The 13,603-nt window shown below is 65.9% G+C and carries 11 protein-coding genes; 8 read left to right on the forward strand and 3 right to left on the reverse strand.

The genetic code is table 11. The features are described from left to right. Window positions 1-111: 111 nt before the first annotated feature. Window positions 112-951, reverse strand: a complete 840-nt coding sequence (gene nadE, locus B3446_RS15870; RefSeq protein WP_291383266.1) for an ammonia-dependent NAD(+) synthetase — start codon at window positions 949-951, stop codon at window positions 112-114. Window positions 952-1,086: 135 nt separating this feature from the next. Between nadE and B3446_RS15875 the strand changes: the two genes are divergently transcribed. Further along, on the forward strand, window positions 1,087-1,596 hold the full coding sequence (locus tag B3446_RS15875) for a DUF421 domain-containing protein (RefSeq protein WP_291383251.1): 510 nt from the start codon (window positions 1,087-1,089) through the stop codon (window positions 1,594-1,596). A gap of 68 nt (window positions 1,597-1,664) precedes the next feature. Here the strand turns inward: B3446_RS15875 and B3446_RS15880 are convergent, their stop codons facing one another. Then, entirely contained in the window at window positions 1,665-3,215 is a 1,551-nt protein-coding gene (locus B3446_RS15880; protein WP_291383253.1) for a PAS domain-containing sensor histidine kinase, read from the reverse strand. Between the two features lie 166 nt (window positions 3,216-3,381). Here B3446_RS15880 and galU point away from each other — a divergent pair, with 166 nt between their 5' ends. The 3 genes from galU (at window position 3,382) to B3446_RS15895 (ending at window position 5,666) form a co-directional block, all read left to right on the forward strand. Continuing rightward, on the forward strand, window positions 3,382-4,215 hold the full coding sequence (gene galU / locus B3446_RS15885; protein ID WP_175185707.1) for a UTP--glucose-1-phosphate uridylyltransferase GalU: 834 nt from the start codon (window positions 3,382-3,384) through the stop codon (window positions 4,213-4,215). Between the two features lie 17 nt (window positions 4,216-4,232). Continuing rightward, window positions 4,233-4,448 carry a hypothetical protein gene (locus tag B3446_RS15890; RefSeq protein ID WP_291383255.1) on the forward strand — a complete coding sequence of 72 codons (216 nt, stop codon included), beginning with the start codon at window positions 4,233-4,235 and terminating at the stop codon, window positions 4,446-4,448. Between the two features lie 144 nt (window positions 4,449-4,592). Then, window positions 4,593-5,666, forward strand: coding sequence for an FUSC family protein (locus B3446_RS15895; protein ID WP_291383257.1), 1,074 nt, complete (start codon window positions 4,593-4,595; stop codon window positions 5,664-5,666). A gap of 80 nt (window positions 5,667-5,746) precedes the next feature. Here B3446_RS15895 and B3446_RS15900 read toward each other — a convergent pair whose 3' ends face one another. Beyond that, window positions 5,747-6,916 (reverse strand): zinc-dependent alcohol dehydrogenase, encoded by a 1,170-nt coding sequence (locus B3446_RS15900; protein WP_191579189.1) that lies wholly within the window; start codon window positions 6,914-6,916, stop codon window positions 5,747-5,749. 316 nt (window positions 6,917-7,232) lie between these two features. Between B3446_RS15900 and glf the strand changes: the two genes are divergently transcribed. Genes glf through B3446_RS15925 form a run of 4 tightly spaced genes read left to right on the forward strand, consistent with a single transcriptional unit; the run spans window position 7,233 to window position 13,419 of the window. Continuing rightward, window positions 7,233-9,617, forward strand: coding sequence for a UDP-galactopyranose mutase (gene glf / locus B3446_RS28515; protein WP_313491984.1), 2,385 nt, complete (start codon window positions 7,233-7,235; stop codon window positions 9,615-9,617). Continuing rightward, on the forward strand, window positions 9,614-10,771 hold the full coding sequence (locus B3446_RS15915) for a beta-glucosidase (protein ID WP_291383260.1): 1,158 nt from the start codon (window positions 9,614-9,616) through the stop codon (window positions 10,769-10,771). Before glf ends, B3446_RS15915 begins: the two co-directional genes overlap by 4 nt. 3 nt (window positions 10,772-10,774) lie before the next feature. Continuing rightward, window positions 10,775-12,571 carry an ABC transporter ATP-binding protein gene (locus tag B3446_RS15920; RefSeq protein ID WP_291383262.1) on the forward strand — a complete coding sequence of 599 codons (1,797 nt, stop codon included), beginning with the start codon at window positions 10,775-10,777 and terminating at the stop codon, window positions 12,569-12,571. A 32-nt stretch (window positions 12,572-12,603) separates the two neighbouring features. Further along, window positions 12,604-13,419, forward strand: a complete 816-nt coding sequence (locus B3446_RS15925; RefSeq protein WP_291383264.1) for a DUF2243 domain-containing protein — start codon at window positions 12,604-12,606, stop codon at window positions 13,417-13,419. The last annotated feature ends 184 nt before the right edge of the window (window positions 13,420-13,603 follow it).

Below are 13,603 nucleotides of genomic sequence, written 5' to 3' on the forward strand. Positions count from 1 at the left end.
GTGGTTGCGTGCGTGGGAGTATCCGCCATGATACAGCCGCCAGTTTGCGTCAGGTGCGGTAAAAGCCGTCTCAAAGACAGATGTTCGCCGTCGTTGCGCAGCGTCTTCAACTCAATCGATGGGCCCGGGCGGCAGCATCCGCTTGTGCGCCGTGGCGCGGTACTGGCGTTCGATGACCGCGACCGCGTCTTCAGCAACCTCCTCGCCCTCCAGATACCCGTCGATCTGCGCGTATGTCACGCCGTACGCGTCCTCATCAGGACGCAACGGCCGCAACGATTCCAGATCGGCGGTAGGCACCTTGAGCACCAGCCGGTCCGGCGCGCCCAGCAGCGACCCCAGCGCCCGCACCCGCCGCTTGGTCAGACCGCGCAGGGGCAGCACGTCCGCCGCGCCATCACCATGCTTGGTGAAAAACCCCATCAAGGCTTCGGCGGCCTGGTCCGTGCCGATCACCAGGCAATCAAGCGCGCCCGCAATGGCGTATTGGGCAATCATGCGCTGCCGCGCCTTGATGTTGCCCGCGCCGAAATCCTCGGCTGCCTCGTCCGCGTATTCAAGGCCGGCGGCGCGCAGAGCCTCGCGTTGCGCATCCACGGCGGGCTTGATGTCGATTCGCATACGGCGATCAGGCGCGATGAAATCCAGCGCCTGCGCCGCGTCTTCCTCGTCGCGCTGCTCGCCGTAGGGCAAGCGCACCGCCACGAATGTGGCCGGTTTCCCCTGGCCGCGGACGCGCTCGACGGCAAGCTGCGCAATCCGCGCTGCCACCGTGGAATCCACCCCGCCGCTGATTCCCAGGACATAACCTGCGCGGCCTGACTGCATCAGGTAGTCGGCGAGGAAGGCAATGCGCCTTTCCAGCTCTTCGGTCGCGTCGAAGTCCGGGGTTACTCCCAGTTCTCCGGCGATGGCATCCCGCAAGCGCAAGGGGGTGTTACCTGAGTTCATTTTTACTTCTCCACGTTGGCGCATCGAAGCAGCAATCAGCGTTCCTGCGTTCAACTAACGCCCGGCTCGGCGCCCGGCATTGCTCGGGAACGGCACTTGCTCGCGGTTTGATGTTTCATTGTCGGAGGCGCCACGATGGACCCGGACTGGTCGACGATGTTTTCGTTTTCGCTCTCGCCGCTAGAGATTCTCATCCGCGGGACGATCGTCTATTGGTTTATCTTCGTGCTGCTGCGGCTGGCCGGCCGGCGCGACGTCGGCTCGCTGGGCGTGGCCGACATGCTCGTGCTGGTTCTAATCGCCGATGCGGCGCAGAACGCAATGGCGGGCGAGTACAAGTCCATTCTGGACGGGATGGTCCTGATTTCCACGATCATCGGTTGGACCGTGCTGGTCGACCGGGTAGGCTACTTTTTCAAGCCGCTTGGCCGCCTGCTCGAGTCGGACCGCGTATGCCTCGTGCGCGACGGCGTGATCGCCAAGCGCGCGCTGCGCCGCGAATACCTGACGGAAGACGAGCTGATGAGCCAGCTCCGGCTGAAAGGCGTCCTCGAGGTTTCCGAGGTGCGCCGCGCCTATATGGAGCCGGATGGAGATATCAGCGTCATCAAGCGCCGGGCGCACAACCGCTTTCGCCGGACCTAGCACCGCGATACCCGCTGCCGATTCGGCGGTATTCCCGCCCCCGCCCCAGCAGCGCCGAACCACGGCCCTTACGGCATCGTGTGCGCGTCCTCGGTCAGCACCTGCATCAGCGCCTCGACGGAGTACGGCTTCTGCATGACCGGGAATCCCAACGCCCGCGGCCCCGCCATCGCATCGCTGTAGCCGCTCGCCAGCACGATCCGGATGCCCGGCCAGCGTTCTCGGATGCGGCGGGCGAGATCCATGCCGTTCATGCCGGGCAGCACCAGATCCAGAATCGCCAGCTCGAAGCCACCGTCGCGCTGTTCCAGTTCGTGCAGCGCTTTCTCGGCATCCACCGACCAGGTGAGATCCTGACCCAGTTCCGCCAGCCACGCCGACACCACCTCGCCGACCATGCGGTTGTCTTCCACCAGCAGCACCTGGCGGCGCACCGGCACGTTGAGGATGACGCCGGCGGCAGGCGTCTCGACCACCTCGCCGGGGGACGTCACGGCCGGCAGGTAGAGCGTGAACGTGGTGCCCTTGCCAACCGTGCTGTCCACCGTCACATCGCCGCCGGACTGCTGCACGAAGCCCTGCACCTGGCTCAGCCCAAGGCCAGAGTTCTCATGCTGGCCTTTGGTGGTGAAAAAAGGCTCGAACACGTGCGCCAGCACGCCGGGCGCGATACCCGCGCCGGTGTCCTGCACGGACAGGGCCACATGCGGGCCATGGAGTTTGGTATGGCCTTCCAGTTCCGACGCGTCCGGCACAACCTTAGCCAATATCTTGAGTTGGCCGCCAGCCGGCATAGCGTCGCGCGCATTGATGATCAGATTGAGCAACGCTGATTCAAGTTGCCCGGGGTCCGCGAAGATCGTGCAGTCGCCCGGCCCGAACTCGTAACTGATCGCCACGTGCGATCCGACCGAGGTCTCGAAGAGCTGGCGCATCGACGCCAGGCTGTCACGCACGTCAAACGCGTGCGGCTGTAGCGGCTGCCGCTTGGCATAGGCAAGCAACTGCCGGGTCAGCTGGGCCGCCTTTTCGGTGGTGTCGATGATGATGCCCACGTAGCGCATCAGCGAGGGGGGAAGCTCGGGATAGCGCTTGATGAATTCGGCGGAAAAGCGGATCGCGGTCAGGAAATTGTTGAAGTCGTGCGCGACGCCGCCGGTCAGGCGGCCGATGGCTTCCATGCGCTGAGCGTGATGCATGGAATCGCGGGCTTCCTGCAGTTGCTCATGCCGCTCCTTCTGTTCGGTGATGTCGCGGGTGATCTTGGCGTAGCCGACGAGGACGCCCCGGTCGTCATGGACGGGATCGATGACCACGGTGCACCAGAAGGTGCTGCCGTCCTTGCGGACCCGCCATCCTTCCGCCTCAAAGCGCCCTTCACGCCGCGCCGTCTCCAGCGCACGCTCCGGCACGCCGGCATTTCGGTCTTCAGGTGTGTAAAAAACGGAGAAATGCTGCCCGATGATCTCGTCCGCGCCATAGCCCTTGAACCGTTCCGCGCCGGGATTCCAGCTGCTTACGCGGCCGTTGGCGTCCAGAAGGTAGATGGCGTAATCCCGCACGGCGCCCACGAGAAGGCGATAGCGGTCCTCGGACGGAAAATCCGGTAAAGAAGTCATGCAATGTCCCCACCTGCGTGTCTATTCATATTCATCGCCCTCAGCAAACGCCGTGCCGTCCAGGAAATTCTGTTACAGCAATCGCCAAACGGGCACGGAATTTGCTGTAACCCGTGTCAGTGGGCGGCCCATTCCAGGCGCCGTCCGGGCATAGAGGGCCTTAATAATGCAACCGATTCGTAAAGCTGTATTTCCCGTCGCGGGCCTGGGCACCCGCTTTCTTCCCGCCACCAAGGCCATGCCCAAGGAAATGCTGCCCATCGTCGACCGGCCGCTGATCCAGTATGCCGTTGAAGAAGCGGTCGCGGCAGGCATCACCGAACTGATCTTCGTCACCGGCCGCAACAAACGGGCGATCGAAGATCATTTCGACCGCGTGCCCGAACTGGAGTACGACCTGGAGGCGAAAAATAAGAACGCCCTGCTGGAAACCGTCCGCAACGTCATTCCGGACAGCGTCAAATGCGTGTACACCCGACAGCCCGCCGCCCTGGGGCTCGGCCACGCCGTGCTTTGCGCGGCGAACATTGTAGGCAATGAACCGTTTGCCGTGCTGCTGGCGGACGACATGATAGACGCGGACGCCCCCGTGATCGGCGAAATGATGAAGGTTGCCCGGGAATTCGAGGGCAGCGTCCTGGCGATCCAGCAGGTGCCAAAAACCAACACGCATCAGTACGGGATCGTGTCCGGCAGCCGCAAGGCGCACAGCGTCATGAGCCTGACCGGCATCGTGGAAAAGCCCAAGCCCGAGGACGCGCCGACCGACCTGGCGGTGGTCGGACGCTACATCCTGGAACCCCAGATCTTCGCGCTGCTGGAAGCCACCCAGGCGGGCGTGGGCGGCGAAATCCAGCTGACCGACGGCATCGCCGCCCTGCTCAAGTCGCGCAAGGTCTTCGGTTTTGAATACGACGGCGTGCGCTACGACTGCGGCAGCAAGGAAGGCTTTTACCGCGCCACGATGGAGATCGGGCGCAAATATCACAACCTGGCCTGAGAAAAAGGAGTCTTTCCATGACCGATTCGAAACCCGCTCCCCCGCCCAATCCGCCGCCGTCTCCGCACGTCGACCGCGCCGAGACCGGCTTCACGGGCCAACCGACCGAGGACGGACCGCCGACGGGGGAAGTGAATGAGAACCCGGACTCCAATTCGGGATACCCCGCCGGCGGCTCGCAAGCGCCGGCCGGCAAGGATCCGTACGGACGTCCCAAAAAGTCCGATTCCTGAGCCTGCCCGCCGCGTTTGCCTTGCACCTTCAGCGACCGCACGGGGCCTGCCGCGTGCGGTCGCTGCCATGTGGCGCCCGTGTTTTCCCTGTCCGCCGGCGATGCCCGACGCCCCCGCGCCATGCTGTAGATGAATCAGTTGCCGATGAGCCCCCTCTTTTCCCATTTATTGAAACGCGCTGCTGCCTACCGTGCCGCCATCGCAGAGGACAGCGTCCGCCTGCCGCTGCAGACCGTGGCGGCGGTACTGCTTGCCTTCGGCTGCATGACGTGGTGGCAGATGCCAGACGTCGCGTGGGGCGCCTTCTCCGCCCTCTTTGTGGTGCGCGCTACAGTCGAGGGCACCGTCGGCGAGGCCGCTGCCCGCATCCTGGGCGCGCTGATCGGGGTGGCGCTGGGCATCACGCTCGTGCCGTTGGCGCACGCCGCCGACATTCCGGCGCCATGGAGCATCGTGGCCGGCGTGGGGGCCGCCGCCTGCCTGTCGATACGCTGGCCGACGCTGAACTACAGCCTGGTCACGGCAACCATCCTGACCGTTACGCCGGACGCCGACATCGTGGCCGGCGCGGTGAACAAGACGCTCGCCATCGTCGTGGGGTCCATTGCCGGGATCCTGGCGGCCTTCGCGGTGCTGCCGCTGTCGGCCCGGTACAGCATGCGGTACAACCTCGCTGCCTCCCTGCAGCTCTACGGCGAACTGCTGGTCGAATGGGCCGCCGCCGTGAACGAAGGGCGTGCCCGGCCGCGGCCGCGCGACAAGCCCGCGCTGGAACGCACCCACTGGCGCGCACGCGACATGGCGAGCCAATCTCGATCAGTGCCCATTCGCATCCTGGGCGCGGACACGCAGGCCCATCGGCTGCAGGAACGGATCGAAGAGCTGTGGCTGACCGTGCCCCTGATGGAACGCATCGGCGGCATGGAGCTCACCGACAACGTCTGCCGCCGTCTGGGCCCCGCGCTGCACGACGTCGCGATGGCGGCACGGCAGCAGATCGACGGCCTGGCCCGCGTCATTCGTGACAAGGGAGCCGAAGCGCCCATGTGCAGCACCGGTGAGCCATTTGCCAAACTGGATGCCGCGGTTGAGGAAGCCGCGAGCGGCGGCGGCTTCACGGCCCGCGAGCGCGTGGCCGTGGACCTCATCCGCTGGTCGTGGCAGGAAGTCACGCGGGAACTGGACGCCTTGTGCGAAACCGTCCAGCCGGAAACCTGACAAACGCGAGGCCGGATGCAGGACATCCGGCCTCGGTGGTCAAAGCGTCAACGACAGAATGGGTCAACGCCGTCAAAACTTCAAGGGGTCAGCACGACCTTGATGCAGCGGTCTTCCTTGTCACGGAACGTCTTGTACAAATCCGGCCCGGCCTCCAGCTTGGCGCGATGCGTGATGACGAACGACGGATCGATCCTGCCCTGCACGATGAGGTCCAGCAGTTCGTCTGTCCAGCGCCGCACGTGGGTCTGGCCCATGCGCCACGTCAGCCCCTTGTTCATCGACGCGCCGAACGGAATCTTGTCGATCATCCCACCATAGACGCCGGGCACCGACAGGATGCCCGCCGGCCGGCACACGTACATCATTTCGCGCAGCACGTGCGGCCGGTCGGTCTCGGCGCCCACGGCCTGCTTCATGCGGTCGTACATATGCTCCATCGTGCTGCTGGCGTGCGACTCCATGCCGACCGCGTCGATGCATTTCTCGGGCCCCTTGCCGTTGGTCAGCTCCTTCAACCGCTCCACGACATCCTCGTCCTGAAAGTTGATCGTGACCGCGCCGCAATCGCGCGCCATCTGCAGGCGTTCCGGCACGGATTCGATGCAGATCACCTGGCGCGCGCCCAGCAGGATCGCACTCTTGATCGCCATTTGGCCGACGGGGCCGCCGCCCCACACCGCGACCGTATCGGTCGATTCGATGTCGCATTGCTTGGCGGCCTGCCAACCGGTGGGCAGAATGTCTCCCAGAAACAGCACCTGTTCATCCGACAACTCGTCGGGCACCTGCACATGTGTTGAATCCGCAAACGGCACACGCACGTATTCCGCTTGTCCGCCGGCGTAGCCGCCCGTCAGATGGGTGTAGCCGAACAATCCGGCCGTCGTATGGCCGAACATCTTGGCCGCCTGCGCCGCATTGCGGTTCGTGCGCTCGCAAACCGAGAAGTTGCCGCGCTTGCATTGGTCGCACTCGCCGCAGGTGATGGTGAACGGGATCACCACGCGGTCGCCGATCTTCAGGTTCTGCGCCTGCGCGCCGACTTCCACGACTTCGCCCATGAACTCATGGCCCATGACGTCGCCGGACTTCATGCCGGGCATGAAGCCATCAAACAGATGCAGGTCGGATCCGCAAATGGCGCACGCGCTCACCTTGATGATCGCGTCACGCGGATGCTCGATGACGGGATCGGGAACGGTGTCGTAGCGGATGTCGTGTTTGCCGTGCCAGCAAAGTGCTTTCATCAGAATCTCCTTTGACGTGACCGCAACACGCGATCAGGCGTGACGCAGCAACTGCCATGCCGCGCGCCTTGATTCATCCGAAATGGGCACGCAGACGCTGGAGCGAACGCAGAACTTGCAACATCGGTCGAAAAATGTCCATGGCGAGCCAACGCCTCGCGCCGCAATCCTCAGCGATCCACGCGATGCGGCGCAGCCCCGCCGCTCGCTCGGGTTCGGCACGATGCTTGCGAAGCGCTTTCACACGCTTTCGGTGTGATACCCCGGCGCAAGCCGCCCCGCATCACCGGACCCATCCCCATCTCCAGGAGTTTCCATGCGTACCGTCGATTCCTCAATTGGCGGCGCATCCCACGCCCGCCCTCACACCGCACCGGAAGCACCTGCGGCAAACGGATGGCTGGCGCGCGAGCGCCCTGCGATATTGTGCTTTTCCCATCTGCGCTGGAATTTCGTGCACCAGCGGCCCCAGCATCTGATGACGCGTTTCGCGCGGGCCCACGCCGTCTACTACGTTGAAGAACCCGTCTGGGAAGACGCCGCCCGCCACGGCTGGCTCGAGTCCAGCCGCGTCGATGGCGTCACCGTCATCACGCCGCACGTGGCGCGGGAAACGGCGGAGCAGGACCAGCGCCGCCTGCTTGCTGAGCTTGTTCGCGAGCACGGCCTTGCCACACCGGTCCTTTGGTACTACACGCCGATGAGCCTGCCGTTTACCGAAGATCTGGACGCCGGCCTCGTGGTGTACGACTGCATGGACGAACTGTCCGCGTTTCGCGGCGCGCCGCCGGAACTGGTCGCGCTCGAACGCCAACTGCTCTCGCGCGCCGACGTGGTCTTCACGGGCGGGCATAGCCTTTACGAGTCCAAGCGGGGGCTCCATCCGAATGTGCATGCGTTCCCCAGCAGCGTGGACCGGCAGCATTTCGCGCGGGGCCGGACGTCGGCCAGCATCCCTGCCGAGCTGCTCGCGATTCCATCTCCGCGCATGGGCTTTTATGGCGTCCTGGACGAGCGCTTCGACACGGCACTGCTGGCGCAGGCGGCCGGCATGCGGCCGGAATGGCACTTCGTGCTGATCGGCCCGGTGGTCAAGATAGACCCGGCCACACTGCCGCAGGCGCCCAACATCCATTACCTCGGCTCGCGCACGTATGACCAGCTTCCCGATTATCTGGCGGGCTGGGACGTTGCCCTGATGCCGTTCGCGATGAACGAGTCCACGCGCTACATCAGCCCGACCAAGACGCCGGAATACCTGGCGGCGGGCAAGCCCGTCGTCTCCACGCCGATTGCGGACGTCGTGCGCGCCTACGGCGGCTGCCCCGTCGTGCACATCGCTGCCGACGCGCCGGCCTTCGTCAACGCGATAGCGCTTGCGTTGAAGTCAGCGGCCGAGCCGGACACGGTGGCCCAGCACGCCGACCGCGCATTGGACGGCATGTCGTGGGACAGAAGCTGGGAAGGCATCTGCGATGCGATGAATCGCGCGTGGACCAGCTCCCCGCGCGTTGCCCGTCCGGCATCAGAGCCGCCGGCCGCCCTGAGGCTGCCGCAAAGCCTGACGCCCACGCACTATGACTGCCTGATCGTCGGGGCCGGCTATGCCGGCAGCGTGCTGGCCGAACGCCTGGCGCGCGGCAGCGGCAAGCGCGTCATGGTGGTGGACCGGCGTCCGCACATCGCGGGCAATGCTTACGACTTCTATAACGAGGCGGGACTGCTCGTGCACCGTTACGGTCCCCATATCTTCCACACCAACTCCGACAAGGTGCTGCAATACCTGTCCCGGTTTACGGAATGGCGGCCCTATGAACACCGGGTCCTGGCCCGCACCGACGGCATGCTGGTGCCCATGCCGATCAACCTCACGACGCTCGAACGGCTGAACGGACGGTGCTTCACCGCCGCCGAGGCCGAACAATTTCTGCAGACGATGGCCGAGCCGGTTTCCGTCGTGTCCAGCGCCGAGGACTTCGTCGTCTCGCAGGTCGGCCGCAACCTGTACGAAAAGTTCTTCCGCGGCTATACCCGCAAGCAGTGGGGCCTGGACCCCTCGCAACTGGACCGCTCCGTCGCGGCGCGCGTACCCACGCGGCTCTCGCGCGACGACCGCTACTTCACTGACCGCCATCAATGCATGCCGCTCAAAGGCTACACGCACATGTTCGAGCGCATGCTGGACCATCCCAACATATCCCTTGCGCTCGGGATGGACTTCGCGGAAGCCAAGTCGGCGTTCAGCTATGACGAGCTGATCTATACCGGCCCCATCGACGAATACTTCGGCTACTGCTTCGGCCCGCTGCCGTACCGGTCCCTCAAGTTCCGGCACGAAACGCTGGACGAGGAATGGCACCAGCCGGTCGGCGTCGTCAACTACCCGGCCGAGGACGTCGCCTATACCCGCATCACCGAATACAAGCACCTGACCGGCCAGCGCCACGCCAAGACCGCCGTGACCTACGAGTATCCGAGCGCGCAGGGGGACCCGTACTACCCCGTCCCGCGCCCCGAAAACGCTGCGCTGTTCCGGCGGTACCAGGCGCTGGCGGATGCCTGCGAAGGCGTGCATTTCGTCGGCCGCCTGGCGACTTACCGCTACTACAACATGGACCAGGTCGTGGCGCAGGCCCTGTCCACGTACGAGGAGATGGCAAGCCGGCAGGCCGAACCGCGCGGTGCGGTTGTGGCCGAATGAATCGGGGCAGGGCGTTTCAGAGCTTCCTGCAGGCGGGGTTCGAGTGCTCCTGCCACCGTTTTCCCGACGGCCGGCAGCTTGACCTGATCGAGTCCACGGGCCATGCGAAATGGGCGGCCCAGGACTACGCCGCCATCGCCGCGCTGGGAATGCGGACGGCACGGGACGGGGTGCGCTGGCACCTCGTCTGCCCCGCCGCCAACGTATACGACTGGTCTTCGCTGCTGTCGCTGCTACACGCCGCCCGCGACAGCAGAGTCGAAGTGATCTGGGACCTGTGCCACTACGGCTGGCCGGCGTGGCTGGATATCTGGTCGCCCTCCTTTCCTGAGGCGTTCGCCCGATATGCCGCCGCAACGGCCCGCCTGATTGCCGGAGAAACCGATATGCCGACCTGGTATTGCCCGATGAACGAAATCTCGTACTGGAGCTGGGCGGGCGGCGACATGGCGCACTTCGGACCCTGCACGCTCGGCCGCGGCCTGGAATTGAAACGGCAGCTCGCCCGCGCCGCGATCCAGGCCAGCGATGCAATCCAGGAAGCCGACCCGGACGCGCGTCTGGTCTGCGCCGAGCCGCTGATTGCCATCCAGCCGGCCCAGCCTTCCGACGCTCTGGAAGCTGCGGCGGCCAGCGAGGCCCAGTTCGAAGCGCTCGACATGCTGTGCGGACGCGGGCACGCGGACTTGGGCGGCGACGAGCGCTATGTGGACGTCATCGGCTTGAACTACTACCCCCACAACCAATGGCTCCACCGCGGCGCGCCCCTGCCGTGGGACGACGCGCGCTACACGTCCCTTGCCCACCTTTTGCAGGGTTGCGCGCACCGCTACGGCAAGCCCCTCTTCATCGCGGAAACCGGGGCCGAAGGCCTCGCACGCGTCCCCTGGATGCGCTACGTCGCCGACCAGGTCACGCTGGCGCAGGCGCGCGGCGTCGACGTCGCGGGCATCTGCCTGTATCCCGTGACGGACTATCCCGGCTGGGAAGACGACCGCCACTGCCCGACCGGCCTCCTGAGCGCGCCCGCGTCCGACGGCCGGCGCAGCGTGTACGCCCCGCTCGAAATCGAACTGCGCGCGCAGGCGGCACGCGCGGGCCGCGGTCCCGCCGGCCTGCTCCCCGCGCCCACATGCAGCGCCGACGGAGACTGAGCCATGCCAGACCTGCCCGCCCTCCCCACCCATCCCACGGCCTTTCTCTGGCGATACGTCCGCCAGCGGCCCTGGGCGTTCGGCCTGCTCGGGTTGATCGTCGTCCTGGCCGGGGTGTGCTCCGTGACCGTGCAGTACGCCATGAAGCTCATCGTCGACGCCATGGCGCTAGGCGCAGACGCATCCGTGCAGGTGTGGTGGGCGCTCGGCCTGTTCCTCGCCGTCATCGCCATCGAAGCGGCACTGTGGCGCTGCGGCGGATGGCTGGGTTGCCGCAACATCGTGGCCGCCTGCGCGGCGCTGCGGGTCGAGGTCTTCGAGCACCTGAGCCACCATTCCACCCGCTACTTCCGCCAGCACCACTCCGGCGCCCTCGCCAATCGCATCTCGTCCACCGCAAGCGCCGCCGGAGCCATCTACGGCGCCATGGTCTGGAGCATCGTGCCGCCCTGCGTCGACTTCCTGGGCGCCGTCGTCGTGCTCAGCATGGTCGACTGGCGCATGGCCGCCGCCCTGCTCGGCTTCGTCCTCGTGCTGGCCGCCATCATCATCTCCTTCGGCGCGCGCGGGCGCAGCCTGCACCAGCAGTACGGCGAGCAGGCCGCCCACGTCGGCGGAGAAATCGTCGACGCCATCTCCAACATCTGGGCCGTGCAGGCCTTCTCCGCCCAGGCGCGCGAGCGTGCACGCCTTGAAAAGGCGCTCGGCGAAGAAGCCCGCGCCCAACGCCGAAGCTGGATGTACGTCGAAAAGGCACGCGTCATTCATGACGCCTGCCTGTGGCTCGTGGCCGGCGGCATGCTGCTCTGGGTACTGCGCGCCTGGGAACAGGGCCAAGCCAGCCCCGGCGACGTCGTCGTCGTCAGCGCGCTCACCTTCCGCATCCTGCATGGCTCGCGCGACCTCGCGCTCGCGCTCGTCGGCACCGCCCAGCAGTTCGGCGTCATTGCCGAGATGCTGCGCCTGGTCGGACGGCCACACTCCGTGCCCGACGTACCCCACGCCCAGCCGCTGCGCGATCCCGCCGGCGCCATCGCCTTCGAAGGCGTCCAATACACCTACCCCGACGGCTGCCACGCGCTGCGCGGCATCACCCTATCCATCCGCCCCGGCATGAAAGTAGGCCTGGTCGGCGCTTCCGGCGCCGGCAAGTCGACCCTGCTCTCGCTATTGCAACGCGCCGACGAACCGCAACAGGGCCGCATCCTGATCGGCGGCCAGGACATCCGCGAGGTCACGCTAGCAAGCCTGAAAGAAGCCATCTCGGTCGTGCCGCAAGACGTCAGCCTGTTTCGCCGGACCATCATGGAAAACATCCGCTACGGCCGGCCCGACGCCACCGAAGAAGACGTCATCACCGCCGCGCGGCAGGCCCATTGCGACACCTTCATCCAGCGCCTGCCCGACGGCTACGCCACCATCGTCGGCGAACGCGGCGCCCTGCTGTCGGGCGGAGAACGGCAACGCATCGGCATCGCCCGCGCGTTCCTCAAAGACGCGCCCATCCTGCTGCTCGACGAAGCCACCTCGGCGCTGGACAGCTACTCCGAACAGCTCATCAAGGACGCCCTGGCCGAACTCATGCGCAGCCGCACCGTCGTCGCCGTCGCCCACCGGCTGTCCTCCCTGACCCGCTACGACCGCATCGTCGTCGTAGACGCCGGCCGCATCGTCGAAGACGGCTCGCTGGACGAACTCCTGGCCGCCCGCGGCCCCCTGCGCGCACTCTGGGACCTGCAAGCCGGCCACGACCGCCGCAGCGGCCAGGACGGTATCCACCCGGTCCCCGCCACCGCCTGACCGAACCTTCCCCCACTATTTCAGGAACCCCAATGGAACTCGTCCGCCCTCCGGAAGATCCGACCGTCCCCCACCGCCTGCGCCGCGCCAGCTTCCTGCTGGGCTTCGCCATGGGCGGCTTCTTCGACGGCATCCTGCTGCACCAGATCCTGCAATGGCATCACCTGCTCTCCAACATACAGGTTGGCCCCCTGGGCAGCCTGACCGCCCAGGTCGCCGCCGACGGCATCTTCCACGCCATCATGTACGTCATCGCAGCCGCCGGGCTCATCGAGCTATACCGCGCCCGCTCCACCGCCACGACCGGCCCCGCGCTCCGTCCACGATGGGGCCACTTCTGGATCGGCTTCGGCGTCTGGCACATCATCGACGCGCTGCTCTCGCACTGGATCACCGGCATCCACCGCATCAAGATGGACGCGGAGAATCCGCTGGTGTGGGACTTGGCCTGGTTTGTCGTATTTGGCTTGGTGCCCCTGGTGTACGGCTGGCGCACGCGCAATCATCGCCGCCCACCGCCCACAGGACGCACGGGCAAGACGTTTGCCAGCTTGTTGGTTGCAGGCGTACTGGCCGGCGGGCTTATGAACCTTTTTCCCTTGCGCGCGGACGCCGACACCACCGTCATCGCGCTGCGGCCAGGCGCATCGCCTGGGGCGATGTTTCAGGCGCTGGCGGATACCGATGCGCGCGTCGTGTGGTCAGATTCGCAGGGATCCGTGTGGGTGATGACCGCGATCCCGATGGCGGATAAGTTGCGGTTGTTTGCGTCAGGTGCGATGTACGTCAGCGGGTCGGTGGCACCGGCCGGGTGCTCGGCGTGGTTGAAGGCGGGTATGGCTAGTTGACGTGCGTTTTTCTTGTGGCCGGTGTCAGACACCCGGCAATTCGGTCCGCAGTTTGGAGCGCAATGCGTAGGGGTGTCAGACACCTATGAGCGGCTGTATCCGGGCGGGTGTAAGACACCCGTCCTCGCGTGCGCGACCCCGCGTGCGCGAAGCGTCATCGCCAAACGCAAGACACCGCGTAAGC

Origin of the sequence: Achromobacter sp. UBA5777, assembly GCF_002418565.1 — a bacterium.
Classification (GTDB): Bacteria; Pseudomonadota; Gammaproteobacteria; order Burkholderiales; family Burkholderiaceae_B; genus Achromobacter; species Achromobacter animicus.

Excerpts from the sequence above, each read along its gene's own strand:
- B3446_RS15880 (WP_291383253.1), bottom strand. The coding sequence starts at position 3,215 with ATGACTTCTTTACCGGATTTTCCGTCCGAGGACCGCTATCGCCTTCTC.
- nadE (WP_291383266.1), bottom strand. The coding sequence starts at position 951 with ATGAACTCAGGTAACACCCCCTTGCGCTTGCGGGATGCCATCGCCGGA.
- B3446_RS15915 (WP_291383260.1), top strand. The coding sequence starts at position 9,614 with ATGAATCGGGGCAGGGCGTTTCAGAGCTTCCTGCAGGCGGGGTTCGAG.
- galU (WP_175185707.1), top strand. The coding sequence starts at position 3,382 with ATGCAACCGATTCGTAAAGCTGTATTTCCCGTCGCGGGCCTGGGCACC.
- B3446_RS15925 (WP_291383264.1), top strand. The coding sequence starts at position 12,604 with ATGGAACTCGTCCGCCCTCCGGAAGATCCGACCGTCCCCCACCGCCTG.
- B3446_RS15920 (WP_291383262.1), top strand. The coding sequence starts at position 10,775 with ATGCCAGACCTGCCCGCCCTCCCCACCCATCCCACGGCCTTTCTCTGG.
- glf (WP_313491984.1), top strand. The coding sequence starts at position 7,233 with ATGCGTACCGTCGATTCCTCAATTGGCGGCGCATCCCACGCCCGCCCT.
- B3446_RS15900 (WP_191579189.1), bottom strand. The coding sequence starts at position 6,916 with ATGAAAGCACTTTGCTGGCACGGCAAACACGACATCCGCTACGACACC.
- B3446_RS15895 (WP_291383257.1), top strand. The coding sequence starts at position 4,593 with ATGAGCCCCCTCTTTTCCCATTTATTGAAACGCGCTGCTGCCTACCGT.
- B3446_RS15890 (WP_291383255.1), top strand. The coding sequence starts at position 4,233 with ATGACCGATTCGAAACCCGCTCCCCCGCCCAATCCGCCGCCGTCTCCG.
- B3446_RS15875 (WP_291383251.1), top strand. The coding sequence starts at position 1,087 with ATGGACCCGGACTGGTCGACGATGTTTTCGTTTTCGCTCTCGCCGCTA.